Here is a 25,703-nt window from a genome sequence, read left to right on the forward strand (position 1 = left end):
TTAGGAGATAGAAAATGCCAAGAGTTAAGCGTGGTGTAACCGCACGTGCTCGTCACAAGAAAGTACTTAAACTAGCTAAAGGTTATTATGGCGCTCGTAGCCGTACTTACCGTGTTGCTGTTCAAGCAGTTACTAAAGCTGGTCAATATGCTTACCGTGACCGTCGTCAGAAAAAACGTCAATTCCGTCAGTTATGGATTGCACGTATTAATGCAGCGTCTCGTCAAAATGGTCTGTCTTACAGCCGTTTCATTAACGGCTTGAAAAAGGCGTCTATTGAAATCGATCGTAAGATTTTGGCTGACATCGCTGTTTTCGACAAAGTTGTTTTTGCAACTTTAGTTGAAAAAGCAAAAGAAGCGTTAAACTAAGTAATTAGTTTGTCGCTTAAAAAGAGGAACCTTCGGGTTCCTTTTTTTATGCCTGTAACAATTTTAATATCTGCAATAATCACTCACCCAAATCACATTTATGTGTATTTTACCTTGGTATCTCACGCTTATATAAATGTAGCCATTGATATTAATTAATCGCAATACTGGGCTTTTTATTAATCAGTTAAGTGAGGCATTAAATACTGGCCTGTGAGTGATTTTTAAAGACGTACCTATAACAAGTGTCTAGTTAGGCTGATTATATTCAGTTTTACTAAACCTTAATGTTGATAATAATGATAATAAATGGGCTTAAATTTGATGAATATGTAATTTATTATCAAATTTGTCGCAACTATTAAAAGTCTCACTACTCAGCGCTTGCATACAGTGGTATAACTAAATAAATTTTGTCCATCCACTTCACTTAGGATAGTAGTAATGATCTTTTCTAAAGTCACGCTTGCTCCAGCAGACCCAATTTTAGGCTTAACAGATGCTTTCAAAGCTGATACTCGGCCTCACAAAGTTAATTTAGGGGTAGGTATTTATAAAGACGAAGCAGGGCAAACGCCGATTCTATCTTCTGTAAAAAAAGCTGAAGCCATTTTACTTGAAACCGAAAAGACAAAAAACTACCTGGGTATTGAAGGTGTGCAAGCCTATAATCAGGTCGTTCAAGAATTATTGTTTGGACCTCAAAGCACTATTATTACTGATAAACGTGCGGTTACAGCTCAAGCCCCAGGTGGAACAGGTTCGTTACGAGTAGCATCAGAATTTTTAGTTCGAAATACTGGATCAACCACCATTTGGGTCAGTAATCCTACTTGGGCCAATCATCAAAATATTTTCGAAACAGCTGGATTAACGGTTAAAGAATATCGTTACTATAAAGCTGAAAGCCACGATATGGATTTCGATGCGATGTTAGCCGATTTATCCACTGCAAATGTTGGTGACGTAGTATTACTCCATGGTTGCTGTCATAACCCAACCGGTATCGATTTATCGTTGGAGCAGTGGCAACAAGTCGCTAATATTTGTTTAGAAAAATCATTATTGCCGTTATTTGATTTTGCTTACCAAGGTTTTGGTGCAGGTATTGAAGAAGATGCTCAAGGTTTGCGTGCCGTTGCCGCTGTGGTACCAGAGTTATTAATTGCTAATTCGTTTTCTAAAAACTTTGGTTTATACAATGAGCGTGTAGGCGCGGTAACTATAGTTGCAGAAACTCAACAAGATGCAGTGACAAGTTTTAGCCAAATTAAAAAAACCATTCGCGCAAATTATTCTAATCCTCCGGCACACGGTGGCTTAATCGTTAGCACCATTTTATCTGATGCTGCACTGCGTCAAGAATGGCAAGCCGAATTAACTCTGATGCGTGAACGTATTGCCGAAATGCGCACTTTGTTTGTTGAGAGTTTAAAATCTGAAGGCGTACAACAAGATTTCAGTTTTATCTCGCGCCAAAATGGTATGTTTAGTTTTTCTGGTTTAAACAAAAGCCAAGTGGCTCGTTTAAAAGACGAGTTTGCTATCTATATTGTCGGTTCTGGTCGTATTAGCGTCGCAGGCTTAACAAAAAATAATATGGCTGCAGTATGTAAGGCGATTGCACAAGTTATCTAGCATTGAATGCATGAGACACAAAAAGGGCTACTTTAAGTAGCCCTTTTTTATGCCTTTTTATAGTGACATGACAAGGTCAGTCAAACTCAGCAACAAAGGCCACTTGAACTTAGGCTATGCAGTCAACAGGTTTATGGTGTAAGTCGCAAACTTGGCCAATCGCTGCCGCTAATGCCAATTTATCATGAAGCCCAGGATGATGTTGACTGACTAATGGGAAACAATTAAAACGAACACCGTCGATATTTGAGTGATAAAGATCAATTTCTTTACCATGCTGAATAACATCAGCAATGACTTTTTTACCTATTACCTGATTGAACCAAGCAATTTTATCTTCAATACTAAAAGTACTTGCAGGTGAGTACTCCGCGGTTAAGTTATCAATTAACATCACATGTGCGTTCGAGTCACGAATGCTCTTGGCAATTTGTGGCAGTAATAAAGGTGGAAGTATACTGGTTAAAAAACTGCCTGGACCAATAATAATTAAATCCGCTTTTGCTAGAGCGCTACATGCTTCAAAAGTGGCTTCTACTTCGGGCTCTAATGATAAAGCAATCGGTGCCTCACTCATGCCATCAACGTTGAGTTCTCCAAATACTTTGTTACCACAATGGGACAGCGCAACAAGGTGAGTCGAGGCTTCAGACATAGGGATAATTTGGGTTTCAATTTTAAGTAAACCTCGAATTAAATTAACAGCTTCAAGAGGTCTTACGCAAAGCTGATCGAGTGCATGTAACACCAGATTACCTAAGTTATGGCCAGAAAGTTCATTGTCGCCGGTGAAGCGATGATCAAACAACATCGAACCTAACGAAGGCCGTGATGCAAGGTGTGAAAGACAATTACGTAAATCGCCCCAGGCGATAGTTTGCTGATCCTGTCTAAGTCGTCCGGTAGAACCGCCATTATCAGTGGTGGCAACAATGCCGGTTAATCTTGGGCCTAAAAAAGATAATGCAGCTAGAATACGGCCTAATCCATGTCCGCCACCAATGGCGACAACATGATGATAATTATTGAGTTGTTGATTCAACATAATTTTAGCTCAAGTCCTTGAGTTGTTGAATAAAACGATACGCAGTTAATGAAACACTGCCCCGTTGTCACTGTCGATTAATTTTAACTGTATATGGTCATTAAAGTGTAATTATTTTTAGGTTTTGCTATCTGAGACAATCACAAATGTCATTTTCAGATTTGGATCACGCTAATCACAAAAGTGCTTTACTGTATCCTATCGACCTTTAAGGTTATAATTAATTATATTTATAAATTGAAAATGCATTTTGATAAGGCAGGTACTGTTGAAAATAGGCACTATAGGTCAAGTGACATTTGCGTTAGGCTTAGCCGTTTTAGCACTGTTAGCAATTAGGCTATGGATTATCCCTAGTCAGACACAGATCTCGGTAGACTCAGCAGCACAGCAGCTAAGTAACATTGACCTTGGTAAAGTACCTAAGTTTGCTGAAATAAATGATATTCCTACTAAAAAACAAACTTTCTTTAATTATTTTCGTCCTGCTATAGAAGCTCAAAATCAAATTATTATTCACGAACGTCAATTTTTATTGGCTGTTATTGAGCAAATTGATAATGGTTTAGGATTAAGTGAAGCGGATAATAATAGGCTTACATCACTTTTAAACAAATACCAATATGACGTGAAATCATTTACTCGTAATACCTTGACGCCATTGTTAAAGCGCATCGATATTATTCCTATTGATATGGTGCTAATACAAGCAGCTAATGAGAGCGGGTGGGGCAGTTCCCGGTTTGCTATCGAAGGGTTTAACTTTTTTGGTCAATGGTGTTTCACTGAAGGTTGTGGTTTAGTTCCATTAGCAAGAACCGATGGCAAAACTCATGAAGTTGCAGTTTTTGATTCGCCCAAGGATTCTATTATTGCCTACATGATTAATTTAAATACCCATCCAGCATATCGCGTATTTCGGTCTATTCGTGCTGATTTACGTGCGCAGAAAGTTAAACCTACGGCTGAAAAGTTAGTCTATGGCTTAATTAATTATTCAGAACGAAAAGATGAGTACATTGATGAATTACTCGAAATGCTAAAACATAATAAACAATATCTACAAGGGAATAACGCGAATGCGTAATCGTACGTTAATTAACGGATTTATTTTTATATCGTCTATTTTTTTAATCAACAGCAGTAGCGCTGAAACCGTGTCTTTAGAATACAAAGGTTTTTATGACCGATTAAAGCAAGTCAATAAGCAAAACTATCCATTAGTTGAGTTAGCATTTAGCGTTCCAATCACCCCAGATTGCACCATAGTGTCAGGCAGTATTACTACCGAGAATGACCAATATCCATTAACGTATAGCAAACAACAGCGATTATTTATTCCTTATGATCCACAGTTAAAGTCTGATAGAGGGTTAGTCAATATTAAGGTGGCTGGAGAGGCTAAACAGTGTGCGATTGCCATGCAAGTTAGAGCGAAAGAAACCAAGCAAGGTTTCACTCAAACTGAACTGTTAGCCTTAACAGAGGATATGAATAAGCTGCTTGATGGTTTACAAGGTTTCCCGATGAAGTATTTCCGTAAACCGATTAATGGATTATCGTTTGAGTTTACAGATATGCAAAACCAGACAGTGAAAGTCGTTATCGATGATGTGGAAACGATTGCTAAGGAAAAATATACCTTAACAGTTGAACAAATAAATCAGCTAAAACAGATTTCATTTACTCAAAAGCCTAGCATTATCAGCCCTCTGGTGACCCAGTAATAATAAAGGCGTTGATGTTCATCAACGCCTTTCATTTAAATCGCGAGCGTTAACATGTTTACTAGGGTTTAAATGTTGCCACTACATCGATTCGATTGCTGATGTCTAAATTAATATGACCATTATTACTGATATCGACAAAATCAAACGCTGGTAAGTCTGCATCCGCTACATCGCCAGTGTTAACTACATCTGGATTACGTTTTAGTGATACAAAATCAAACTGTTCACGATCTACACCTTGCGATGGCGAGGTGTTTTGCATTGCAGTAAAGATAGTTTCAAGACGACCCGGATGTTGTTTGTCCCACATTTGTAGCATGTCTTTAACGGCACCACGCTTTAAATTCTCTTGCGAACCACACAAGTTACAAGGAATGATAGGAAACGATTTCAGTGTCGAATACTCTTGAATATCTTTTTCACGACAATAAGCCAAAGGACGGATGACGATATTGGCACCGTCATCAGACAAGAGCTTCGGTGGCATGGCTTTTTGTTTGCCAGCAAAAAACATATTTAAAAATAATGTTTCGATAATATCGTCACGATGATGACCTAATGCAATTTTTGTTGCACCAATATGTTGAGCAAAGCCATAAAGAGTACCACGACGCAAACGAGAGCAAAGAGAACACGTGGTTTTGCCTTCAGGGATTTTTTCTTTAACGATAGAGTAAGTATCTTTTTCGAGAATGTGATAAGCAACGCCTATCTCATCTAAGTAAGCTGGTAAAACGTGTTCCGGAAAGCCAGGTTGTTTTTGGTCTAGATTAACCACCACAATTTCAAATTTAATTGGGGCACGTTGTTGAAGATTTAATAAAATATCTAACATGGTGTAGCTGTCTTTGCCGCCAGAAAGACAACACATGACCCGATCACCATCTTCGATCATATTATAATCTGCAATGGCAGAACCAACGTTATGTCGCAGACGCTTTTGCAGTTTATTCATACGAGTAATATTTTTTTTAACGATTGTATCTACTTCAACTTCAGACATAAAAATGCGCCCAGTAACCAAGTGTTTCAGGGCGCGTATTATTCCAGTATTCTAGGTCAGGGTAAAGTAGTTAACCCATTCTAATGAACACTAATCTTGTAAAGGTGATTTATAACCATCGGGTTTGATCGCTAACAAGTCGCAATTTATGCTGTCGATAACATGCTCTGCAGTGTTACCAATTAATGCCGCTGAAAAACCAGTGCGACCAACAGTACCTAATACCACTAACTCTGCATCTAACTTTGCTGCCATTTCAGGAATAACATCTTCTGGTAAACCTTCTTCTACATGGCAATTTTCAAGAGGAATATTATAAGCTTGAGCTAAATATTGTACTCTTTGTTCATGCTGCATACGCACAGTGTTGTTATACACATTTGCATCAAAATCGGGCAACTCAATGGCTAAGTTAACTGGCGTACCAGGATAACCATTAACCAGATGCACACTAGCAGAGAACTTTTTAGCTAAATCAAGCGCATGGTTAATAATTTTACCGTTTAGGGTTTGATGATCTTCATCTTCACTCACCACATTAACGGCACAGACAATTTTGCCTTCAACTGGCCAGTCGTGTTCTTTAACCAGCAGCACAGGCACTGGAGATTTACGCATTAAATGCCAATCTGTCGGAGTAAAAATGACAGCTTTTAATTTATCGTGTTCATGGGTGCTTTTAACAATCAAATCATACTGACCTTTCATTGCATGATTAATCACGCTCTCAAAGGGACGATTATGCCAAACAACTTCAGTATTAATCTTGATATTAGACTGACTAAAACCACTAATCGCATTTTCTAACCAAGCAACACGTTGATCAATTACACCTTGACGCATCGCTTCACGTTCTTGGCTAGATAAGATTGAGGTCATCTCGTAAGAGAAGTCAAAAATAGATAAAAATGCAGTAATATCTGCCTGACTTCTTGTCGCTAATTCAACAGCACGTGCCAATGCGGGTTGATGATCCGTTGTAGGATTAATCACCACTAATATCTTCTTATAATCCTTCATATAACCTCCAAAGCTGTTGAGTTTTTTACTTGTTTATTTGTTGATAGTATTACCGTTTCCTAATGAATAAACTATGAGATAGATCATACAAATTTAATTTAAGTGGCAATCCGCGCATTTCCGGCAAGAGTACTTAATGCTGCATGATCCACAATCGAAATGTATTTGCCTTTAACTTCAATTAATCCTGATTTCTGGAATCGGCCTAATAAACGGCTAATCGTTTCTACCGTTAATCCCAAATAGTTGCCAATATCACCTCGAGTCATAGTGAGACGAAATTCATGGGGAGAGAAACCACGATTACCAAAACGATTCGCAAGATTATTAATAAATGCGGCTAAACGTTCTTCGGCATTTTTCTTAGAAAGTAGGAGGATCATTTCTTGATCACTCATAATTTCATTACTCATTAATCGCATGATTTGCTGACGTAGTTTAGGCATAGTGCCTGATAACTGATCTAGGGTATCGTAAGGAATTTCGCAAACCATTGACGTTTCTAATGCTTGCGCAAAGCTTTGATGTCGTAGGGCATGAATACCATCAAAACCAATCACATCACCGGCAAGATGGAATCCGGTAATTTGTTCGTCGCCTTGTTCTGTAATGGTATAGCTTTTAATCGTACCAGAACGAATAGCATACAGTGACTTAAGTGTGTCACCAGACTTGAAGATAAGGTCACCTTTTTGAATGGGTTTTTTACGTTCAATAATGTTATCTAGTTTATCAAGCTCATCATTGCTTAACGTAAAAGGAATACACAAGGCTTCCATGCTGCAGTCATGGCAATGAATGGCGCAACCAGTTGTGGATGGACGAGCTTTTATCAAATCTGAAGACATACCCATTCTCAATTTATGAAGACAATTATATGTTATACCATTCTGAACTAATAAGGTACTCCGACGATATAGAGTAATATTAGTAAACAGAAGTCTATTTATCACACCATGTTAGCTCTCAATACGTTATGAAAATGTGTATTAATTGCGAGTTCACTGACAACAATCTACGCATTAATGCTTGTTATATTATCTTATTTTCACAGTAACTAAATGTACAAATCACACGTCAAGCAATTGATTTAAATAACAATTAAATTCAGCCTTTGCTAATGCATATCAGCTAAAGTGGTTTTGTTATTGGCTGTTACAATATCATAAAATAACAGTGACCGAACTATATGAGTTGTTGAAAAGCGATGTAAAGTGTTTGCAAACCAAATACCACTAATAAGCCACCACTGAATAATCTCACTGCACGCTTTTGTACCCATTGCGCCAAGGTTTTCGCCGCTAAACCCGCAGCAAATAAAGCAGGTAAAGTGCCTAAACCGAACGCCAACATGATCAAGGCGCCTTGTAATGCGCTACCTGATGCAACAGACCAAGTGAGTGTGCTGTACACCAGTCCACAGGGTAACCAGCCCCAAACCATACCCGCCATAACAGCCTGTAGCGGGTGAGTTATCGGTATAAATTTACGGGTTAGCGGTTGTATATATTGCCACAACAATTTACCCACTTTCTCAATATGCACAATGCCGAACCATATCTGAGCAATATAAAGCCCAGTCAATATCATCATGACTCCAGCAAAAATTCTCAGGAATATTAGATAGCTATCAGCATCAAATAAATGACCTAAGGCTGACACACTGCCACCGACAATGGCCCCCGCGATGGTATAACTAAAAATACGCCCAAGATTATAGCTAAAAAGAAACGTCAGTTGATTGCCTAGGCGACTTTGGCCATTAGTGGGAATGTTGGCTGAAAAAGCACCAATTAATCCGCCACACATGCCAAAACAATGTGCAGCCCCCATTAAGCCAACAATAAATGCACCACCAAGATTATATTCAATCACAAGCTTTACTCTGGTTTATGTGCAGTGTCTGAGGCCATGGGTTCTGGCTTATTTTTTACAGCAGCGATATGAGTATCACTGTTTGATGGTTGCTTATCGATATCACTGGTTACACTGACGTTACCTTTATTGTTGGTACTGTCTTCATCAAATAAAATCGACACGCTTTGTCTATCAAGATCATCAAATTGTTCAGACTTTACCGCCCAAAAGAAAATTGAAACTGCAATTAATACAAACAACATCGCAATAGGTATTAATACGTAAATGATACTCATAATTTGATCCTAAGAAGGCGTAAACTGTTACTCACCACTATCAATGAGCTAACAGACATACCAATAGCGGCAATATACGGAGCAACATGTCCGGTAACCGCTAATGGCAAAATAATAATGTTATAAGCGAAAGCCCATAAAAGATTTTGATGAATGATGCGCTGGGTTTGCTTAGCGACATAAATAGCATCATTAAAACGTGATAGGTGATCGCCGAGTAAAATTAAGTCCGCACTGTTTTTGGCAATTGCACTTCCGCTTCCCATCGCTACTGACAAATTTGCACCGGCAAGTACTGGCGCATCATTAATACCGTCGCCAAACATGGCTACATTAGCATCTTGCTGTAAGCGATTCACTAAGCCTAACTTATCTTGAGGCGATAAACCTGAATGCACATCTGAAATACCAATTTTATGTGCTAAAAACTCAACATGTCCGGAATTATCACCACTGGCAATACTCAATTTTATATTGGCAGCTTTTAGCGCATTAACTGTCGCGAGGCTATCAACACGTAACTTATCAAGCATTTCTATTTTGGCAATTAGCTCGTTATCAATAGAAAGGTAAATCCACTGACTTTGAGTGGCTTTTACCGATATCGGTAACATATCTGGGCTAACAAATTGTGCCGTTCCAATAGACACTTGCTGTTGGTTCATACTGGCTTGAATGCCTAAACCAATATGATGTTCAACTGTGTCTACTTGATGTTGATTATCATAAAAAGGGCTAAACGCTAATGCAATCGGGTGGAGAGATCCTTGTTCAATGGCCGCTGCAATAGACAGTACTTGCGCTGATGAATATCCAGCAAAGGTTTGTACATCACCAATTGATAATTGGCCACAGGTAAGCGTGCCAGTTTTATCAAACACCACATGATTAATTTTGGTCAGTTTTTCAAAAATACCTGGTTTTCGTGGGATCACACCTAACTTAGTGAAAATAGCGGTTGCGCAAGTAACGGCAGTTGGCGTGGCAAGGGCGAGGGCACATGGGCAGGTTGCGACCAACACGGATAATGTAATCCAAAAAGCGTCTTCTGGAGATACGAACGACCAGACGACATATGTTATTGCCGCTATGGATAAAACCGTACCGGAAAAGTATCGCGCTAAACGGTCGGCAATTAAAGCAATGGTAGGTTTATTATTTGATGCAAGTTCTTGTAAACGAATGATCTCTGCAACTAGTTGATCTTGCCCAAGGGCTGTCACTCGCACTTCAATAGGTTGCTCGATATTGATGGTGCCGGCATAGACTTTATCTAAAACGCGTTTACTGATCGGCATTTGTTCACCGGTAAGCATAGCCTCATTGACGCTTGATTGTCCGGTTACCACTTCGGCATCAGCGGCAATCACTTCGCCTGGTTTGACTAAAATAATATCGCCAATGGTCAATTGTTTAGCGGCAATCTCAGTGATCTCACCTTCATGACATAAATGCGCTGTCAGCGGCACCAGTTTGTGCAAATTACTCGAACTAACAGAAGCTTTTTGCCTTGCAGCTTGTTCAAAGTAACGACCTAATAATAAAAAGAAGGTAAACATGGATACTGATTCAAAATACACTTCGCCATTGCCTTGCATAGTCGCAATACAACTGGCGATATAAGCACCTAAAATTGCAATTGAAACAGACACATCCATATTAAGTTTGCCACTTAATAAACTACGAAGAGCACTAAAATAAAAGGGTTGAGCTGAGTAAAGCACTACAGGCGCTGCAAAAATTAAACTTACCCAGCGAAAGTAGTCACGAAATTGAACATCCAGATCAGTAAAGTATCCGGTGTATAAGGCGAGGGCAAACATCATCACTTGCATGGTCGCAAAACCTGCAAGCCCTAAGCGAAGTAAGAATTTACGACTGTCTGCTTTAGATTGTTTTTCTTGATCATCAACTTGGTAGGGTGCAGCTTGATAACCAATTTTACTGATAATTTGTAAAATTTCACTGAGTTGAATACGTTCACTGTCCCAGCTGACTAACGCCCGTTGTGTGGTGGAATTAACCAGCACATTAGTGATACCCGCAACCGGTTTGAGTTTATGTTCAATTAACCAGGCACAAGCAGCACAGGTAATACCGTCGATAGACAAAGAGGTTGAATCAATAGCACCTTGTTTATGGACAAAATCTTGCTGCACTTCCGGTAGATCGTAGGCACTGTATTGCGACAACTGTTCTGGCACCAGTGCCGTCTGACGATTTCCAGGTTCACTGCGAAATTGATAATAACTGCTCAGGCCTGCATCCATTATGGCCTGCGATACGGCTTGGCAACCTGGGCAGCACATAGGCTGTGCTTGCCCATTTATTATCGTAGTAAACTGATCTCCCGTAAGAACTGGCTCATTGCAGTGAAAGCAAGATGTCATGTGGCTATACCAACTTCATTTAATAATTTTTAATCAGATACGCAGTCAATGTGTTATTAATTGAGCCAATATTCAACATCATCTTTAATATCAATTCGTTGCTGGATACGCCATTTGGCATCAAATCCTTCAATGCGTACTTCCCAAGGCCCTGTTATCGCAGAATCTAATGGGATGTGATACACGTAATTTGCGTCAGCAGTAGCATTTAAACTGAAGTCTTTGGCTTCTATTGTCGGATGGTAAAACTGCACATTCAGCGCTGCACGATATTCCGGACCACCTTGTTGGGTAATTTTTAATTCTTGATCTGCAACCGTGACTAAAAATTTCATGCCAATTTGTTGAGCATATTTTATTTTGCGCAAATCCATGTTTATCGCTTTACCTTGCTTATAGTAATCTTCTGCTACCAATGAGTCAGAATTATCTAAAGCAATCTTTAAGGTCGTTAAACTGGCAATAACGGCACACAAAGGCAAGATGATTAAAAACCAAGGCCAAAATTGCTTATACCAAGGGAGTTGATCCGACATAATACATCCTAAAATAGTGGTAATAATTCGGGGGACATTTTACCCCGTAATGGCTTAATAATCACTTAAAAAAAAGGCCTCGATAATCTCGAGGCCTTAATATTACTTATAACTAACTATTTGTTTGATAAGCTATAAACGTAAGCTGTAATGACGTGAACTTTCTCTTCACCAAGAATGTCTTTCCATGCTGGCATCACACCGGCACGACCATTAATGATAGATTCAGCAATCACACCACGGCTTCCGCCATATAACCAAATGTTATCAGTTAGGTTGGGCGCGCCCATGAACTTGTTACCTTTTGCATCCATACCATGGCATGCAAAACAACCTTTCATGAATGAACCTTGACCTTGGGCTGCTAACGCTTCGTCATGTTCACCACCAGATAGTTTTATGACGTATTCAGCTAGACCTTTAATCTCGCTGTCTTCGATAGGTAAACCACCTTTAGGCGGCATCATACCGTTACGACCATTCATTAACGTGGTTTTAATAGTGGCTAAATCGCCACCATATAACCAATCGTCATCTGTTAGATTCGGGAAGCCTTTAGAGCCGCGAGCATCAGAACCATGACACTGTGAACAGTTTTGTAAAAACAAACGTCCGCCCACTTTTAATGCTTCAGGATCTTTTACCAACTCTTCTAACGGAGTCGCTAAGTAAGCCGCAAAAATAGGACCGTATTTTTCGTCAGCGTGAGCCACTTCTCGGTCATACTGTGATAAACGGTTATCATTTTTTGCTGCTTCAATCGCTGCCGCTGAGTCAGCTTTAATGCCTTTGTCAGTGCCAATACTTTGGTTAGAACTTGTCCAACCAAACAGACCTTTATAGTTTCCTAGGCCTGGATATAGAGCTAAATAGATCACACCGAAAACGATGGTTAAGTAGAACATGTACGCCCACCACTTTGGTAGTGGGTTGTTCAGTTCTTCAATACCATCAAAACTGTGGCCCATCGATTTACCTTCTTCTACACCAGTGTAGTTATTATTAACTACCTTAAGAAGGATAAAACAACCAGCAATGACCACAATCGTCAGTACAGAAATCCAAATGCTCCAGAAGTTACTCATAATCATTACTTCTGATCTCCCGAGTCTTTCGACATTTTTGCAAGTTCTTCTTCTGTAAACACTAAGTTCGCCGCTTCGTCAAATTTTGACTTGCTGTGCTTACTGTATGCCCAGAAAAATATCCCCACAAAAGTCACCATAACAATTATGGTCAAAATACCTTGAAAAGTACCGTAATCCATTATTGCCTCCTATTTGAGTGCGTGACCCAAAGATTGCAAATAAGCGATCAGCGCCTGCATTTCTGTCTTGCCTTCAACCGCTTTTTTAGCGCCAGCAACTTCTTCATCAGTGTAAAGATCATTACCTTTGTAGCCGCCTTTATGCAGGTTACGCAGGATTGTCATCTTGTCACCGGTCAGTTCACCGTCTAGCACATTTTCAGCTAACCAAGGGAAACCAGGCATGTTTGATTGCGGTACAACGTCACGAGGATTGTTTAAATGAACTTCATGCCATCTGTCGCTATAACGCCCACCAACACGTGCTAAGTCAGGACCTGTTCGCTTAGAGCCCCACTGGAATGGATGATCCCAAACAGACTCACCAGCAACAGAGTAGTGACCATAGCGCTCAGTTTCAGCTCGTAAAGGACGGATCATTTGGCTGTGACAGTTGTAACAACCTTCACGAACATAAATGTCACGACCTTCAATTTGTAAAGCTGTATACGGAATCAGACCTTCAACTGGTTCAGTTGTGTCTTTTTGAAATATCAGCGGAGTAATCTGCACTAAACCACCAAAACTAATGGCGATAACGGTGAAGATAGCAAGCAGACCGACATTCTTTTCAATTAATTCATGATTAAATTTCATCGAATCGGCTCCTTAAGCTTCTGCAATAGCAGGTAATGAATCTTTAGACGCTTTAACGGTACGAATAACGTTATAGGCCATAAGCAACATACCGGATAAGAAGAAACAACCACCAATAAAGCGTACAAAGTAGAATGGGTAAGAGGCTTCTAAACTCTCGACGAAACTGTAAGTTAGAGTTCCATCTGCGTTAACCGCACGCCACATAAGACCTTGCATAACACCTGAAATCCACATACTGACGATATACAATACAGTACCGATAGTCGCTAACCAGAAATGAACGTTAACCAGCTTCATGCTGTACATACGACCATGACCGAAAAGAATTGGGATTAAGTGATATAACGAACCAATAGACACCATTGCAACCCAGCCTAGCGCGCCAGAGTGAACGTGACCAATAGTCCAGTCAGTATAATGAGATAAAGCATTAACTGTTTTGATTGCCATCATTGGGCCTTCGAAGGTAGACATACCATAGAAAGACAATGAAACAACTAAGAAACGTAATACAGGGTCTGTACGAAGCTTATGCCACGCACCAGACAGGGTCATAATACCGTTAATCATACCGCCCCAAGAAGGTGCGAATAGGATTAATGACATTACCATGCCTAATGACTGAGTCCAGTCAGGTAGGGCAGTGTAATGTAAGTGGTGAGGACCGGCCCAGATGTATAACGCAATCAATGCCCAAAAGTGAACAATTGATAAACGATATGAATAAACTGGGCGACCAGCTTGCTTAGGCACGAAGTAATACATCATCCCCAAGAAACCAGCAGTAAGTAAGAAGCCTACCGCATTATGACCATACCACCACTGAACCATCGCATCGACTGCACCAGAGTACAGAGAGTAAGACTTAAATAAGCTTACTGGTACTGCCATTGAGTTAACAATGTGAAGTACTGCAACAGTAATGATAAAGGCACCAAAGAACCAGTTAGCCACATAAATATGGGACGTAGTTCGTTTAGCGATTGTGCCAAAGAAAACAATTGCATAGCTGACCCAAATAATCGTAATCGCGATATCGATAGGCCATTCTAATTCTGCATATTCTTTACCTTGAGTAAACCCCATTGGTAAAGTGATAGCAGCTGCAATAATAACGGCTTGCCAACCCCAAAACGTAAATGCGGCCAATTTAGGCGCAAATAGACGGACTTGGCAAGTGCGTTGCACAACATAGTAAGATGTAGCGAAAAGAGCTGATGTTCCGAACGCGAATATCACAGCATTGGTATGTAAAGGTCGTAAACGACTAAACGTTAACCAAGGTGTGTCGAAGTTCAGTTGCGGCCAGATTAACTGAGCAGCAATAAATACACCTACTGCCATACCAAAGATTCCCCACAAAACTGTGGTTAATGCGAATTGGCGAACAATAGTGTAATTGTAATCAGCGCCTGTAGACTGGGAATGGTTCATCATAATGCTTCCACGGCTTATTACTTATACTTTTAATATTTAGTAAAGCGAGCTTTACCAGTTAGATTGACAGGAGGTTATAAATTGAGCTTTTAAAAGCTATTTTTAAAGCCATTTGTCAAGGTGTTACCTCATGTTAATTCTCTCTAGCATGAGGCGGTGTTATGATACTTGAGCTAAGTCAAAAAAGATACTTCACAAAATATACCAAAGTTGATCTAGATCAAGCTCTGGAAGATAATGTTACTAACTCAGCCTAAAAGGTTAAAAATTGTGCACAAAATTATCCAGATTTTTATTTTGACCATTTTCTTAATGTTTTTAGTAGCCTGTGACAAACCAAAAACACAAGAAAAGGATGATTTAGCAATTGATACCAGTTTATGTCAATTTTCTGCTGGAGAATGTTACAAAAAAGTAGCCGACTTACAAGTTGGTTTACTGATTGATCCCGTTAATACTCCTAGCGAGAAACCATTAATAGTTACGCTGAATAGCAATCAAGCGATCACTAATATTTCAATGAGAATAGAAGGGCGCGATATGTTTATGGGGATTATCCCCGTTTCATTGTCCGAAATTAAAGACAATACTTATCAAGGCTCTTTAATCTTTGGCTCATGCAGCAGTAATTATATGGTTTGGCGGGTATTTATCTCATTTGATTACCAAAAACAAACACGTACCTTGATATACGACTTTTTAGCGGATAACGATAACCAGTAGGTCAATGGTTTAATCATCCTGCATATCAATACCTTTGCAGGTTAGGGCAGAGGTAACTTAAACCTCGATACTAAAATGACGTTTTCTTGTTCTGAGATTGAACCTCTGTTCCTATATTTATTAATAGTGTGATATTTCACCGCCAAACGCTGCTGTAAAATGTGATTATTAACCTTTTTGACCCCATTCTTATGCAAGCCAATCATTTCTACTCACCATACATTGTTGAAACATAACTATTTATGTTAACTAAATTGTGACAAACCGCGCAGAAGTGACGTTAACACTAACAACATAATTGATAATCATTCTCATTAATGTATGATAAATCTAACTCGCTCAATCTTCAAACTGAGAAGGGAAGAGGGTAAACGTGACAGAGCCCAGAATCAACGTGGCTAGTTACAATAAGCGCTTAATAGATATAGTTAAAGAGAAGGGGGTAGACATGAACAGATTAAATGTCTCTATTGATGCAGATAAAGTGGCCCAATTAATCAAAGCAGGCCATTTATGTGCTGCCGACCTGCAATGTTTAGATAAGGCAAGTAAACAAACCGTTTGGCAGTTATGTCTATGGAGCTGTCAAAAACGAACATCTTGCCACAATAAGCAATGCCATCAGGCGTGTACTAGATTAAATCCCATAGATCATTGTCTTTCACAACTGATATCAGACCAGCATATTGCCGTAAACACATATTAAAATGACCCATATTAAAATCTACAATTGAAATCTGTTTCGTTAAAAAATCATCATCATTGATGCCGATAAATAACATTATCGGCATCAGGCAAAAAATAGTATAATAAACGAATGTAATCAATAACCTATATTTAAGAATATGCCAAAGAACATAAGTGATGAGTTACCGCCAGTATTGCCACTATTTGATGCGGCAGAGTATGTACTTCAAGGTAATGCTTACATAAATCAATATATTACCAAAATATCAATCGAAAAAGTTGCTGATGCAGGACTCATAATAGAGCATTGTGCTGATTGGTTATTTGAGCAAAAGCAGTCTGAAAATAACTATAAAGCCTATCGTAGCGAATTAACTACGTTTCTACATTGGTGTTTCGATGTTGTGGCATTATCGCCTATATCAGTCACACGAAAAGACATTGCCAAATACATCGATTACTGCCAATCACCACCAAAAGCATTAATCGGGTATTTTAATGTTGCGCAATTTAAACTCAATAAAGCCTCTGGAGAGCGGTCACCAAACCCACAATGGCGACCATTTATAGGCAAAAAACAACTTGGGAAATGTTTACCATATCAACTAAGTGATAATGCACTTAAGACCAAAGTTGCCATATTATCGTCATTTTATGGCTATCTCATTAGCGAGGAATATACCGAGCGAAACCCAGCTCAGTTATGGCTTAAACACAGTCGGTTTGCCATAAAACGTAAATTTACTATCGATGAAGACAATAATCATCACGCATTTACCGAGTTACAGTGGTCTTATGTTATTAGCACCGTTAGCCAATTGGCCAGCACTCAGCCGGAACAACATCAACGCAGTTTATTTCTCATTACACTATTATATAGCTGCTATTTACGCATATCTGAAATCAGTGCCCGTGCAGGTTATGCGCCCATCATGAGCCAGTTCAGACAAGATCCACATTCTGGTATTTGGTATTTCCATGTGCCATTTTCCAAAAGCGGCAAAGCCCGTAATATTGCCATATCAAAAGCCTTGCTGGCTGGATTAGTTGATTATCGACGTTATTTAAAGCTCAGCGATTTACCCAATATCAACGATCAACATCCTATATTTGTCAGGCACAAAGCCGCAGCCCACGGACGAGAATCTGGTGTCATCAACGCCAATCTTGGTATTCGACATATACGAGACGAAATAGACAAGCTCATTAACTTAGCTGCAGACAATGCCGCTAAAGATGGTTTTGAACATGACAGTCAACTTATGCGAAAACTCAGTGCTCATAATATTCGTCACACTGGGATCACCCATGATATCAATATCAACCGGCGGCCATTATCACATGTCCAGGCCGACGCTGGTCATGAGAGCATCGACACAACATCACAGTATTTGCACACCACACAAACTGAACGACATCAAAGTGCATTCAATAAACCATTAAATCATCTCGCTGAGATTAAATAATTGCTAGGAACAGACCGTAAAAAATTAAAGTATGCAATCTCAGCACGATGTTAAACACAGTATTGATATATGTATGCTAGGTTTTGATTAGAATGCCCATGTAAATGAAACATACTGTTGATTCGTTTCGTTATTGAACATAACTGCAAATGTGCGCATATATATCACCTCACATAAGTATGCGCACAATGTATATTATGTTAAATAGGATATGCGCAAGCCATTGACTTTAGTCGATTTATCATAATCCAATGTTAACCCCCCATTATATATAGTGTTTATAGTCTAATCGTATGTTTTGACACGTTGATATTGTTTTATTCTAATAACCGTCAAAAACATAACTTTTATTAGCTTTGATGATTATAACCTTATGATTATTTTTTTCGTTTATTTATACGAAAATATTATAATGAGAACATAAAAAAATGATCAGAAATTTTAAGAATGCCCACAATTATTTGTATTTACACAGCCACAAAGAGAAGTTTTTAACCCTTTTCAACAATGATTATAGATCGATTTGCGATTATTTTGATGTGAACAAGGCCACGGCTTACCGTTGGATAAAAGCAGGTTTACCTGGCAATAAAACCGCTTTGAGGCTTTTAGACGTTGCTGCTTCTGGTTATTTACCCTGTAATTTAGCATGGAATGGTTATTTTATCTTCAATGACCGATTGATCACTAAATCGGGTTTTGTGCTGTCTGCATGGGAATTAGATTCGATGTGCGAAACGCTTGGACGTGATCCAACCGCTTTTAAGGTAATGAATCAGACCAGAAATTTTAAACCCTGGCGTGATCGTGAGCCTGAGTTTGTGAAGAAGCTACGCCAAGAGTAATAAAAAAGCCGCTGAATGCGGCTTTAATGTTCTTCTCTGAACTTATTTGCAATTTGTATGTACCTGTTCATCAAATCAATGTTTTCGGCTTTATTGTGAGCATCAGGTGCTAAAATGTCTATTAAGAGAAAGTGATCATGATTTATAAAACCTGTTGCATAAATCAACCAATCGTCAGATGTTCTACTGTACTGGTAAGTTATTGCATTAAAGCTACCTAAATGCACATGATGTAAACCAGCAAATTTAGCGTCACTTGGTCTAACTAATGGCGCATCTCTACCAAATGTTACAGGTGTATTACGATTCAATTTGTATTGTTTAAATTGATCAACGATTGGCTTTATTGTAGGGGTATTCCAAATAGGCCATTCGGTTTTAAAAACTTTTATGCCTCTACCCATGTTATAGCAAATTCCTTTTTCTCTTTTTTTATAACCTTATGTAACTCTTCAATATCAATTTTTGTTGGTACTGCCAAATTATCATGCATTTGACGCTCAATATTAAGATACATATTATATCGTTCAATACACTTAGAGCACTCGTTGATTAATAATTTTGGAAAACCAGCTTCTTCTTGAAGCAAAGCTTTAAAGCTGCTCATCTGATCTAAAAGTTCAATTGCTTCAGCTAAGTCAGCATCAGATAGACTTGGAGATTGCTCTCTCATTAGTGTTTCTATTGTGTCTTCAAGAAATTCGTTTAAACCCTCTAAAGAAAGCTGCAACCCTTCAAGGATCAACTTTATTCCTTTATCAAGTTTGCGTTTAGCATTTGCTTTTTTGGCATTTTGTTTTATCGCTTTCATAGTAGAAAACGGTAAAAAAATACCTAATAAATGGTCATGAATTGTAGCTGCTGTCATAGGATGTCTCATTTAACCTTTAGACTTCACTTATCGATTACCTGTTAAGTATAATATTTATACTCACGAAATAACACTATTAATATTTTGCTTTAATTATCTACGTTTTACCCAAGCTGCAAGCACGACAACCAAAAACGCTAATACGGCAATCAGTTCGTTACTTGGTTGCAGTCTTACCACAACAGGATCTGGCGTTCGTACATCAACAGCAAAGTCAGTGGGTAGATCGTTGAACATAGGCCGCTATCTCCTTGTCTTTAATCGTGTGAGTGGTTTCCAATATGGTTACGCGCCGGTCAATATTGTTTATTAGCTCACTGAGTTCGAGGCGTTGCTCGTTGATTGCCGTTTGTATGTTCATCAATAAGAACACTACGGCCAAACCAAAGCCGCCGGCTCCAGCGCCTTTGATTAGCTCGTTTTTATCCATACTTAGCCCCGCCAAACCTTGGTTACTTCTTTTTTTCGCTCATTGCGAAACGCTTCCCAGGCACCAACAGCGCCAACAGCTGCCACGCCTAGCCCCTGCCCTGATACCACTGCATCACCTAGGTTGATAACTGCGTTGGCTGCATCTGGATGAATACCGGCCACAGCTGCACCGATTAACGCGATACCGCGCCAGGTTGACCATTGTGTTAAGTAATTTTTTAGCTTTTCCATTAGAGATCCCCTTTTGTTATCGGTCGCCCGATCAAGTGTGTGTATTTGGTTTTTAGAAAACGGTCATCAAATAGTGCATTGAGCAATGATTGATATTCAGGCGCTTTATACAGCACGTTCCAGGCGTCCTGACTTATACGGTTATAGTCGTCCAAGTACCAGGGCTGAATGACTAATGACGTCAGTTCGACCGGCTGATAACCACCCGCCCATGCTGCAACATCAGACCAGGCTTGCCCCAATGGTGCCGTGGCTTGTTCTGCTAGCTTGTCGCCGGCGCGATACATTTTATTAAGCGTGTACAGGCCATAAATGACGGCTACGGCTATAACGGCGCTTTGGGCTTTAATTAAAGCCGGCGCTAACTGCTGCACTAATTTCGTTGATGTCATAAGGGTTATATCCGTTTTCAAAACTGATCATTGCTGCGACAACTTGCACATAATCTAATTGAGTTAATACCTGGCTTTGAGAAACTCCAGCTTTACGGCTTACAAAGTCGATATAGTTGCCGGTTGGGTTATTGTCGCTAGGCGGTGCCCAACGGTTAACAATACCGCGAACCGTGTTTAGCCCATATTTATCACGATAGGTTTTCATCGTTTTAGCTGCGGCGCGAATACCATAAAAAACGCTGCTAAATGTAGCAAAACGCCCATCAGAGCCGGTTTGACCGTTCCATGGATTACTGGCGCTATACTCTACATTTAGCGGGTTATTGTTGCGGACCCCCTTGGTTGGCTCCATTGTGCCGCCTAAGCCTGGATAAGGTTTTTGTTCTGGCATGATGACTAGCTCCATGTTGTCCCAGGGGAACAACAGATTGTTTAAATCAAAATTGAGGAAGTCGGGTTGTCTCGGGGTTTGGGTTGTCGCGGTTGTTCCCTGCACATGGGAATTGGTAACAGGCATTTGAGTTGGTTGCCTGGATGCTCTAACGAACACCCAAGCCCCCAGGGAGGCGATAACAGCGAGGCCAAACGCAAGGCCGCGCATTAGTTAATTTCCGCCAACCAAGAAACGGTCACGCCATCAAGATAACCGCCAGCCACTTCGATCGGATAACTGATAATCGTTGTTGTCGGCGTCATCCCTACTCCACCCTGAAATACGTTTATCGTTTGGTCTGTTTTGTCATAGTGTATTGCTGTCGGGTGGTCACTTTCTGGCTCCGCTAACACTATCCCGCTTGAATACCAGCTTATTACAGCCGACTTTGTCGAGTCACTGATTACCCCGATTTCATTTTTCCCCGAAAAAATCACTGTCGCACCAATGGCGATAACTCGACTGATATAATTCAAGGTTTCTGGCAACTGTTTATCAAATACTGACCACGTTTCTCCGCCGTCACCTGATGATAATATGCACACCTTTGATGCGCCCCTATCGTAACCCACACAAAACCCATTATCGCCCACAAACGCTATACTGTTTTGATTGCCTAGTTCTACCCTGTCAAAGCAAAAAAACCATCCGTCTTCTTTGGTCAAATCGTAATAATATAAGCTGTCCGCAAATGCTAAAAACACCTTTTTTCTATCTTGGGAAATAAACGCATTTCGGCACTGCTCTATTGGTGCGATAGGCAGTTCTCGCCACGAATTGCCACCATTAAAGCTGACAAACGTTAAATTGTAACTGGCGTATACAATTGTCTGCCCATCATCCGATACGCTCCCGCCTGCATCGCCTACGCCAAAATACTGCCCCTTATCTACTGGGGTTCCATCTGTTAAAACGCTTTGCTGCACAGTTACAACATGCTCTAGCGTTTTTCCGTCTGTTATCTTGTAAATTCTGCCGAAATCCTCTGAAACGTAAACGGCGTCCTCGTCAGTCTCTAACCACACACAACCCCACACCCTTACATCATCTGGACGGCGGCATGAAGTCCACGTTAAACCGTCATCATCAGACCATATCGGTACTTCATTTTTATGTGCAACTAAAATCCCATTCGATAGCTTTTTCATTGCGTTAATTTCATAATCTAGCCCGCTTGGTGGCGTGACAAAATCTTGCCATTTTGGCGCTGATTTTTCTACTGCTCCTGCTGCAATTGTTACTTTTGCAGGCTCACGATATACCCAAATATCACCGCGAGAGTCTGCCTTGATTTTTTCGTTTGGTTCTAATGTAAACCCATTAAACAAATCAACATCTAGCCCGCCAATTTGACAAACATCACTGACTTTTATTGATACCGCTTTGCGGCGAAAATCGGCAGGTATAGCAAGTGTCTTCCCCGCTGGACAGAAAACTGTCCCGCCGTTAACGTTTGCGGCTGAACCTCCGCCTGCTAATCTTGAATAATCTAGACGGGTATTTGATAGCCAAAATTCGACATATTGCGCGGTATCACTGACAATTTGAAATTCATCAATTGTTAACGGAAATTCAGCGGCCATGCCCTCGCGTAAATCAGTTGTTAAATCGACGGTTGATGTCGCTCTATCCAAAAATTTAACCCGTACCTGGTCAGCGGCGGTTAACAGATAAAAATAACGGCCTTTCCCGTTAACGCTATTATATTGACCCGCTTGTAACGTCATTCTATAAAGCATTTTTTAATGTCTCCTTGACACGATAACCACCGCGCCCAATACCACCACGGCGAAACCGCCAACCATTAACAACATGGTGTTGTTGTTGTCTTTTGCCAGCTGAGAACCATCTGAACGGCTATACCCATCGGCAAAATTGAGCATATCCTCAAACCCTGATATAAGCTGGTTAGTCGCTTGTTTGTTGGCCTCATTGCCACTGTCCATTGCTGTTTTAGCCAGTGTTTCGGCTAAATAGGCGCTGTTGTCCATTGAGCGACCAGATAAAAAGGTGTTGTTGTCGTTCGCTTTTGATGTTGCATCGGTGATTAGTTCTGACAATTTGTAATTGTTATTCATTGAATCGCTGGCTAAATCACGACCTAATTGCATTGATATATCAGCGTTGGTGCTGACATTTTGCATCGCATCTGAGCCAAAATCATAAGCAGCATCAAGGCCACTTCTCAAAATATCGCCTGTTTCAGTCAGGGTGTCAGAGCCTAAGCGCATCATTTCAATATTTGCATCAGTTCCGCGATTAAAAATATCCACTGCACCATTGATGACATTTTCACCCTGGCGTTCACTAGACATGGTGAAATCCGAGACAGCGTTAAAACCGTCGCTGATAATGCCGGCGCCCTGGCTGAAAAAGATAGGTAATGCATCCACGATATCCCCGACAAGCTTAAACGCACCGCCGTCTGTTACTGTGTTGCCGCTACCATTCAAAATCAGGCCGTTATTTGCGCCCTGAATGCCAAACGTTGTCGAGTTGTTTTCTGTTGCCTGTGTTGAGGCACTTCGAGAAGATGAACCCATTTATAATACCGCCCTTAAAATGGTTTCAGCTGGTTTATAGCCGAAACGTTTACCCATTCTGAGCATTGCATTCGGGCGCGTTGTGTGAAGTCTGACGCTATAAAATCCCTGTGCTTTGGCTTGCTCGTGTATTTTGTCCAAATAAGGCGCTGAGTTACGGCCAGCGGCGGCGACAATGACTAACTCATTACCGTTGGCCGCTTTCTCACCACGGGTGACTGTGTAAAATTCACCATCACCCCACATGATTAACTGCGCGTTGCCCTGGTTAACTTCGTGCTGAATTATTGCTAAATCATCACCCAAGGCCGGCGCGAGTTTTTGCCATGCTGCGGCTATTTTTTCTTTAAGATGATCAACACTGCTACTGCTAATGCTGCTATCAATAGCCATGAATTCGCCCCGCCTCCGCTGCCCATTCCAAATGAGACATTGCCGCCTTGAAATGCGGCATTATTAACTTGGTCGCCCGTGCCGCTACTTGCTGCGCTGCTGTTTGACAATCCGCCCTCTGGTCCCATTATTCGACCTCTTTTGGTTTAGTCATAACGTAAATAATCAGCCCTGCAGTAACAGCGGCGGCAACAGTTGTGAAAAATTGTTTCATGCCGCCCCCTGGTTACTTTCGCGATAGCCAAAACAAAATGGCAATCAATGCAACGGCTCCAAACAATGTACCGGTGCCAATTTTTAACCCCATTGCAGCTTTTTCTGCCAGTGTTTGCGCAGCGTTGGCCGTAGTGATGCTATTGTTTGGATTGACCGTTTCGGTGGTTGTGTTCAGTTCGCGCTGACCTTGACCTGTATAGTCTTTCATGGTCTGGATCTGTTCATACTTCATGTAAGAATCAAGACCGTTGGTTAACAGACTATTGAATCCACCTAGCCAATCAGCGGTAAATGGTGAATTTTGCTTAGGTAACACCGCTAAATTATTTAGCGGCGTGTTAATGCTATTTCGTGAAGTTGGTGCCATAGGTCACCCCCTTAAATACCGGCGAATACGTCAAAGTATTCAACAAACACATAAGCCAGAGTGCCAGGTGTTGTGCCAGAATTAGCATGAACTAACACGCGAAAATCTTGTAAGCCGGCCATGGTTAATGCCTGGGCTGGATCACCTTCTAACACAAAATCAGCCGATACAATGCCAGCCTGCGGCACACGGCCATGATCACGCTGGATTTTTTCAGCAAGTGGCGTCTTGGCTTCATAAACTCGGATTGAGTCCATTTCAACGTCCATTTCTTCAATGTCTGCGGCGGTGACAATGTGAATCGCTGCAATTGAACCGGTGACCGGACGTAAAATTTTATCAATCTGGTTAATGCCTGGATTAAGTGAAATTGGGATGTTTTTCACTTTGGTGATCATGCCGATTGGGGCGGCATTCGACAAAATTGCGGTCGCTGTCAACGTTGGAGCTGCTGCGGCTGCGTCAATGTCCATCTTGATAACAACGCCATTGATTGGATCTGGGAATGGATTACCTTGGCTGTCAAAGCTGGCAGTGCCTAAACCGAAATAACGCGCCTCGGCTAAGGTTTTCATTTCATCACGTTTAAAATTAAAGTCGATGACACCGGCTTCAACATTGTGACCTAAGCGTTTGTTAAAGTCGGTTAACTCAACTGCTGAGTGATATTCGACAATGGCCTTTCCGTTGACTTCAACGCGAATGTTTTTCATCTGCGCCAGGGTGACACCGGCGTATTGAACATGGATTTTGTCAAATGTGCGACCCAGTGGTAATTGCAACGTTGCCGTGCTGCCAGGTGCAACAAGTGAAAACGAGGGTAATAGCTTGGTTGTACGTGCCATAAATGCCCCCTTAGCCGATTGAGCGAC

General features: G+C 40.6%; 32 protein-coding genes and 1 pseudogene. 8 read left to right on the forward strand and 25 right to left on the reverse strand.

All coding sequences use genetic code 11. The annotated features are described in order from the left end of the window. Positions 1 to 14: 14 nt before the first annotated feature. On the forward strand, positions 15 to 371 hold the full coding sequence (gene rplT, locus H5114_RS10910; RefSeq protein WP_025823422.1) for a 50S ribosomal protein L20: 357 nt from the start codon (positions 15 to 17) through the stop codon (positions 369 to 371). 444 nt (positions 372 to 815) lie between these two features. Further along, a complete protein-coding gene (locus H5114_RS10915; RefSeq protein WP_182697353.1) occupies positions 816 to 2,009 on the forward strand; it encodes an amino acid aminotransferase in 1,194 nt (397 codons plus the stop codon). Between the two features lie 109 nt (positions 2,010 to 2,118). On the opposite strand, the gene yvcK is transcribed toward H5114_RS10915, so the two are convergent. Next, positions 2,119 to 3,054 carry a uridine diphosphate-N-acetylglucosamine-binding protein YvcK gene (yvcK, locus tag H5114_RS10920; RefSeq protein ID WP_124014863.1) on the reverse strand — a complete coding sequence of 312 codons (936 nt, stop codon included), beginning with the start codon at positions 3,052 to 3,054 and terminating at the stop codon, positions 2,119 to 2,121. A 268-nt stretch (positions 3,055 to 3,322) separates the two neighbouring features. Between yvcK and H5114_RS10925 the strand changes: the two genes are divergently transcribed. Continuing rightward, positions 3,323 to 4,141: a glucosaminidase domain-containing protein gene (locus H5114_RS10925; RefSeq protein ID WP_182697354.1), complete on the forward strand. Its 819-nt coding sequence runs from the start codon at positions 3,323 to 3,325 to the stop codon at positions 4,139 to 4,141. Next, positions 4,134 to 4,781: a DUF2987 domain-containing protein gene (locus H5114_RS10930; protein ID WP_124014865.1), complete on the forward strand. Its 648-nt coding sequence runs from the start codon at positions 4,134 to 4,136 to the stop codon at positions 4,779 to 4,781. Before H5114_RS10925 ends, H5114_RS10930 begins: the two co-directional genes overlap by 8 nt. A gap of 61 nt (positions 4,782 to 4,842) precedes the next feature. Here the strand turns inward: H5114_RS10930 and ttcA are convergent, their stop codons facing one another. The 11 genes and pseudogenes from ttcA to ccoN form a co-directional block, all read right to left on the reverse strand. Beyond that, positions 4,843 to 5,787, reverse strand: a complete 945-nt coding sequence (gene ttcA, locus H5114_RS10935; protein ID WP_124014866.1) for a tRNA 2-thiocytidine(32) synthetase TtcA — start codon at positions 5,785 to 5,787, stop codon at positions 4,843 to 4,845. 90 nt (positions 5,788 to 5,877) lie between these two features. After that, positions 5,878 to 6,807, reverse strand: a complete 930-nt coding sequence (uspE, locus tag H5114_RS10940; RefSeq protein WP_182722921.1) for a universal stress protein UspE — start codon at positions 6,805 to 6,807, stop codon at positions 5,878 to 5,880. 98 nt (positions 6,808 to 6,905) lie between these two features. Continuing rightward, positions 6,906 to 7,655, reverse strand: coding sequence for an electron transport transcriptional regulator EtrA (etrA, locus tag H5114_RS10945; RefSeq protein WP_124014868.1), 750 nt, complete (start codon positions 7,653 to 7,655; stop codon positions 6,906 to 6,908). A gap of 337 nt (positions 7,656 to 7,992) precedes the next feature. Continuing rightward, a complete protein-coding gene (locus tag H5114_RS10950; protein WP_182697356.1) occupies positions 7,993 to 8,682 on the reverse strand; it encodes a sulfite exporter TauE/SafE family protein in 690 nt (229 codons plus the stop codon). A gap of 128 nt (positions 8,683 to 8,810) precedes the next feature. Beyond that, positions 8,811 to 8,960, reverse strand: a pseudogene (gene ccoS / locus H5114_RS20725) (cbb3-type cytochrome oxidase assembly protein CcoS); the annotation flags it as partial. Further along, complete coding sequence (locus H5114_RS10960; protein ID WP_182722922.1) at positions 8,957 to 11,350, reverse strand: heavy metal translocating P-type ATPase metal-binding domain-containing protein; 2,394 nt, start codon at positions 11,348 to 11,350, stop codon at positions 8,957 to 8,959. The pseudogene ccoS and the gene H5114_RS10960, both read right to left, overlap by 4 nt. Before the next feature lie 56 nt (positions 11,351 to 11,406). After that, on the reverse strand, positions 11,407 to 11,886 hold the full coding sequence (locus tag H5114_RS10965; protein WP_124014871.1) for a FixH family protein: 480 nt from the start codon (positions 11,884 to 11,886) through the stop codon (positions 11,407 to 11,409). A 116-nt stretch (positions 11,887 to 12,002) separates the two neighbouring features. Next, entirely contained in the window at positions 12,003 to 12,971 is a 969-nt protein-coding gene (gene ccoP / locus H5114_RS10970) for a cytochrome-c oxidase, cbb3-type subunit III (protein ID WP_124014872.1), read from the reverse strand. A 5-nt stretch (positions 12,972 to 12,976) separates the two neighbouring features. Beyond that, positions 12,977 to 13,153: a cbb3-type cytochrome c oxidase subunit 3 gene (locus H5114_RS10975; RefSeq protein ID WP_124014873.1), complete on the reverse strand. Its 177-nt coding sequence runs from the start codon at positions 13,151 to 13,153 to the stop codon at positions 12,977 to 12,979. 9 nt (positions 13,154 to 13,162) lie between these two features. Then, positions 13,163 to 13,789: a cytochrome-c oxidase, cbb3-type subunit II gene (gene ccoO, locus H5114_RS10980; RefSeq protein ID WP_124014874.1), complete on the reverse strand. Its 627-nt coding sequence runs from the start codon at positions 13,787 to 13,789 to the stop codon at positions 13,163 to 13,165. A 12-nt stretch (positions 13,790 to 13,801) separates the two neighbouring features. After that, a complete protein-coding gene (ccoN, locus tag H5114_RS10985; RefSeq protein WP_124014875.1) occupies positions 13,802 to 15,229 on the reverse strand; it encodes a cytochrome-c oxidase, cbb3-type subunit I in 1,428 nt (475 codons plus the stop codon). Positions 15,230 to 15,499: 270 nt separating this feature from the next. Between ccoN and H5114_RS10990 the strand changes: the two genes are divergently transcribed. From H5114_RS10990 to H5114_RS11005, 4 genes are all read left to right on the forward strand, one after another. Further along, the gene (locus H5114_RS10990; RefSeq protein ID WP_182722923.1) at positions 15,500 to 15,952 is read left to right on the forward strand and encodes a hypothetical protein; all 453 of its coding nucleotides are present in this window, start codon (positions 15,500 to 15,502) and stop codon (positions 15,950 to 15,952) included. A 448-nt stretch (positions 15,953 to 16,400) separates the two neighbouring features. Further along, positions 16,401 to 16,658, forward strand: coding sequence for a hypothetical protein (locus H5114_RS10995; RefSeq protein ID WP_182722978.1), 258 nt, complete (start codon positions 16,401 to 16,403; stop codon positions 16,656 to 16,658). 139 nt (positions 16,659 to 16,797) lie between these two features. Next, a complete protein-coding gene (locus H5114_RS11000) occupies positions 16,798 to 18,105 on the forward strand; it encodes a site-specific integrase (protein ID WP_182722924.1) in 1,308 nt (435 codons plus the stop codon). 428 nt (positions 18,106 to 18,533) lie between these two features. After that, on the forward strand, positions 18,534 to 18,950 hold the full coding sequence (locus H5114_RS11005; protein ID WP_182722925.1) for a hypothetical protein: 417 nt from the start codon (positions 18,534 to 18,536) through the stop codon (positions 18,948 to 18,950). A 23-nt stretch (positions 18,951 to 18,973) separates the two neighbouring features. On the opposite strand, the gene H5114_RS11010 is transcribed toward H5114_RS11005, so the two are convergent. From H5114_RS11010 to H5114_RS11070, 13 genes are all read right to left on the reverse strand, one after another. After that, positions 18,974 to 19,354, reverse strand: coding sequence for a type II toxin-antitoxin system YafO family toxin (locus H5114_RS11010; RefSeq protein WP_182722926.1), 381 nt, complete (start codon positions 19,352 to 19,354; stop codon positions 18,974 to 18,976). Beyond that, the gene (locus H5114_RS11015) at positions 19,339 to 19,818 is read right to left on the reverse strand and encodes a hypothetical protein (protein ID WP_182722927.1); all 480 of its coding nucleotides are present in this window, start codon (positions 19,816 to 19,818) and stop codon (positions 19,339 to 19,341) included. The genes H5114_RS11010 and H5114_RS11015 overlap by 16 nt, the downstream gene beginning before the upstream one ends. Before the next feature lie 96 nt (positions 19,819 to 19,914). Continuing rightward, complete coding sequence (locus H5114_RS11020; protein ID WP_182722928.1) at positions 19,915 to 20,058, reverse strand: hypothetical protein; 144 nt, start codon at positions 20,056 to 20,058, stop codon at positions 19,915 to 19,917. Continuing rightward, positions 20,036 to 20,251 carry a hypothetical protein gene (locus tag H5114_RS11025; protein ID WP_182722929.1) on the reverse strand — a complete coding sequence of 72 codons (216 nt, stop codon included), beginning with the start codon at positions 20,249 to 20,251 and terminating at the stop codon, positions 20,036 to 20,038. The genes H5114_RS11020 and H5114_RS11025 overlap by 23 nt, the downstream gene beginning before the upstream one ends. 2 nt (positions 20,252 to 20,253) lie before the next feature. Beyond that, positions 20,254 to 20,484 carry a hypothetical protein gene (locus H5114_RS11030; RefSeq protein WP_182722930.1) on the reverse strand — a complete coding sequence of 77 codons (231 nt, stop codon included), beginning with the start codon at positions 20,482 to 20,484 and terminating at the stop codon, positions 20,254 to 20,256. Beyond that, positions 20,484 to 20,876: a hypothetical protein gene (locus H5114_RS11035; RefSeq protein ID WP_182722931.1), complete on the reverse strand. Its 393-nt coding sequence runs from the start codon at positions 20,874 to 20,876 to the stop codon at positions 20,484 to 20,486. Before H5114_RS11035 ends, H5114_RS11030 begins: the two co-directional genes overlap by 1 nt. After that, positions 20,830 to 21,396, reverse strand: a complete 567-nt coding sequence (locus tag H5114_RS11040) for a hypothetical protein (RefSeq protein WP_182722932.1) — start codon at positions 21,394 to 21,396, stop codon at positions 20,830 to 20,832. The genes H5114_RS11035 and H5114_RS11040 overlap by 47 nt, the downstream gene beginning before the upstream one ends. Positions 21,397 to 21,479: 83 nt before the next feature. Beyond that, positions 21,480 to 23,051, reverse strand: a complete 1,572-nt coding sequence (locus H5114_RS11045; RefSeq protein WP_182722933.1) for a hypothetical protein — start codon at positions 23,049 to 23,051, stop codon at positions 21,480 to 21,482. A 3-nt stretch (positions 23,052 to 23,054) separates the two neighbouring features. Beyond that, positions 23,055 to 23,855 (reverse strand): hypothetical protein, encoded by an 801-nt coding sequence (locus H5114_RS11050; protein ID WP_182722934.1) that lies wholly within the window; start codon positions 23,853 to 23,855, stop codon positions 23,055 to 23,057. Next, positions 23,856 to 24,248 carry a hypothetical protein gene (locus H5114_RS11055; protein WP_259395279.1) on the reverse strand — a complete coding sequence of 131 codons (393 nt, stop codon included), beginning with the start codon at positions 24,246 to 24,248 and terminating at the stop codon, positions 23,856 to 23,858. It lies immediately after the preceding gene. Then, positions 24,191 to 24,376: a hypothetical protein gene (locus H5114_RS11060; RefSeq protein WP_182722935.1), complete on the reverse strand. Its 186-nt coding sequence runs from the start codon at positions 24,374 to 24,376 to the stop codon at positions 24,191 to 24,193. The genes H5114_RS11055 and H5114_RS11060 overlap by 58 nt, the downstream gene beginning before the upstream one ends. Positions 24,377 to 24,474: 98 nt before the next feature. After that, entirely contained in the window at positions 24,475 to 24,831 is a 357-nt protein-coding gene (locus tag H5114_RS11065; protein WP_182722936.1) for a hypothetical protein, read from the reverse strand. An 11-nt stretch (positions 24,832 to 24,842) separates the two neighbouring features. Continuing rightward, positions 24,843 to 25,676 carry a major capsid protein P2 gene (locus H5114_RS11070; RefSeq protein ID WP_182722937.1) on the reverse strand — a complete coding sequence of 278 codons (834 nt, stop codon included), beginning with the start codon at positions 25,674 to 25,676 and terminating at the stop codon, positions 24,843 to 24,845. Between the last annotated feature and the right edge of the window lie 27 nt (positions 25,677 to 25,703).

The organism is Shewanella sp. SR43-8, from assembly GCF_014163775.1.
GTDB classification, from domain to species: Bacteria; Pseudomonadota; Gammaproteobacteria; order Enterobacterales; family Shewanellaceae; genus Shewanella; species Shewanella vesiculosa.

What these genes read in the sequence shown, in the direction of transcription:
- rplT (WP_025823422.1), top strand. Translation starts at nt 15, where the DNA reads ATGCCAAGAGTTAAGCGTGGTGTAACCGCACGTGCTCGTCACAAGAAA.
- H5114_RS10915 (WP_182697353.1), top strand. Translation starts at nt 816, where the DNA reads ATGATCTTTTCTAAAGTCACGCTTGCTCCAGCAGACCCAATTTTAGGC.
- yvcK (WP_124014863.1), bottom strand. Translation starts at nt 3,054, where the DNA reads ATGTTGAATCAACAACTCAATAATTATCATCATGTTGTCGCCATTGGT.
- H5114_RS10930 (WP_124014865.1), top strand. Translation starts at nt 4,134, where the DNA reads ATGCGTAATCGTACGTTAATTAACGGATTTATTTTTATATCGTCTATT.
- ttcA (WP_124014866.1), bottom strand. Translation starts at nt 5,787, where the DNA reads ATGTCTGAAGTTGAAGTAGATACAATCGTTAAAAAAAATATTACTCGT.
- uspE (WP_182722921.1), bottom strand. Translation starts at nt 6,807, where the DNA reads ATGAAGGATTATAAGAAGATATTAGTGGTGATTAATCCTACAACGGAT.
- etrA (WP_124014868.1), bottom strand. Translation starts at nt 7,655, where the DNA reads ATGTCTTCAGATTTGATAAAAGCTCGTCCATCCACAACTGGTTGCGCC.
- H5114_RS10960 (WP_182722922.1), bottom strand. Translation starts at nt 11,350, where the DNA reads ATGACATCTTGCTTTCACTGCAATGAGCCAGTTCTTACGGGAGATCAG.
- H5114_RS10965 (WP_124014871.1), bottom strand. Translation starts at nt 11,886, where the DNA reads ATGTCGGATCAACTCCCTTGGTATAAGCAATTTTGGCCTTGGTTTTTA.
- ccoP (WP_124014872.1), bottom strand. Translation starts at nt 12,971, where the DNA reads ATGAGTAACTTCTGGAGCATTTGGATTTCTGTACTGACGATTGTGGTC.
- H5114_RS10975 (WP_124014873.1), bottom strand. Translation starts at nt 13,153, where the DNA reads ATGGATTACGGTACTTTTCAAGGTATTTTGACCATAATTGTTATGGTG.
- ccoO (WP_124014874.1), bottom strand. Translation starts at nt 13,789, where the DNA reads ATGAAATTTAATCATGAATTAATTGAAAAGAATGTCGGTCTGCTTGCT.
- ccoN (WP_124014875.1), bottom strand. Translation starts at nt 15,229, where the DNA reads ATGATGAACCATTCCCAGTCTACAGGCGCTGATTACAATTACACTATT.
- H5114_RS10995 (WP_182722978.1), top strand. Translation starts at nt 16,401, where the DNA reads ATGAACAGATTAAATGTCTCTATTGATGCAGATAAAGTGGCCCAATTA.
- H5114_RS11000 (WP_182722924.1), top strand. Translation starts at nt 16,798, where the DNA reads ATGCCAAAGAACATAAGTGATGAGTTACCGCCAGTATTGCCACTATTT.
- H5114_RS11005 (WP_182722925.1), top strand. Translation starts at nt 18,534, where the DNA reads ATGATCAGAAATTTTAAGAATGCCCACAATTATTTGTATTTACACAGC.
- H5114_RS11010 (WP_182722926.1), bottom strand. Translation starts at nt 19,354, where the DNA reads ATGGGTAGAGGCATAAAAGTTTTTAAAACCGAATGGCCTATTTGGAAT.
- H5114_RS11015 (WP_182722927.1), bottom strand. Translation starts at nt 19,818, where the DNA reads ATGACAGCAGCTACAATTCATGACCATTTATTAGGTATTTTTTTACCG.
- H5114_RS11020 (WP_182722928.1), bottom strand. Translation starts at nt 20,058, where the DNA reads ATGTTCAACGATCTACCCACTGACTTTGCTGTTGATGTACGAACGCCA.
- H5114_RS11025 (WP_182722929.1), bottom strand. Translation starts at nt 20,251, where the DNA reads ATGGATAAAAACGAGCTAATCAAAGGCGCTGGAGCCGGCGGCTTTGGT.
- H5114_RS11030 (WP_182722930.1), bottom strand. Translation starts at nt 20,484, where the DNA reads ATGGAAAAGCTAAAAAATTACTTAACACAATGGTCAACCTGGCGCGGT.
- H5114_RS11035 (WP_182722931.1), bottom strand. Translation starts at nt 20,876, where the DNA reads ATGACATCAACGAAATTAGTGCAGCAGTTAGCGCCGGCTTTAATTAAA.
- H5114_RS11040 (WP_182722932.1), bottom strand. Translation starts at nt 21,396, where the DNA reads ATGCCTGTTACCAATTCCCATGTGCAGGGAACAACCGCGACAACCCAA.
- H5114_RS11045 (WP_182722933.1), bottom strand. Translation starts at nt 23,051, where the DNA reads ATGCTTTATAGAATGACGTTACAAGCGGGTCAATATAATAGCGTTAAC.
- H5114_RS11050 (WP_182722934.1), bottom strand. Translation starts at nt 23,855, where the DNA reads ATGGGTTCATCTTCTCGAAGTGCCTCAACACAGGCAACAGAAAACAAC.
- H5114_RS11055 (WP_259395279.1), bottom strand. Translation starts at nt 24,248, where the DNA reads ATGGCTATTGATAGCAGCATTAGCAGTAGCAGTGTTGATCATCTTAAA.
- H5114_RS11060 (WP_182722935.1), bottom strand. Translation starts at nt 24,376, where the DNA reads ATGGGACCAGAGGGCGGATTGTCAAACAGCAGCGCAGCAAGTAGCGGC.
- H5114_RS11065 (WP_182722936.1), bottom strand. Translation starts at nt 24,831, where the DNA reads ATGGCACCAACTTCACGAAATAGCATTAACACGCCGCTAAATAATTTA.
- H5114_RS11070 (WP_182722937.1), bottom strand. Translation starts at nt 25,676, where the DNA reads ATGGCACGTACAACCAAGCTATTACCCTCGTTTTCACTTGTTGCACCT.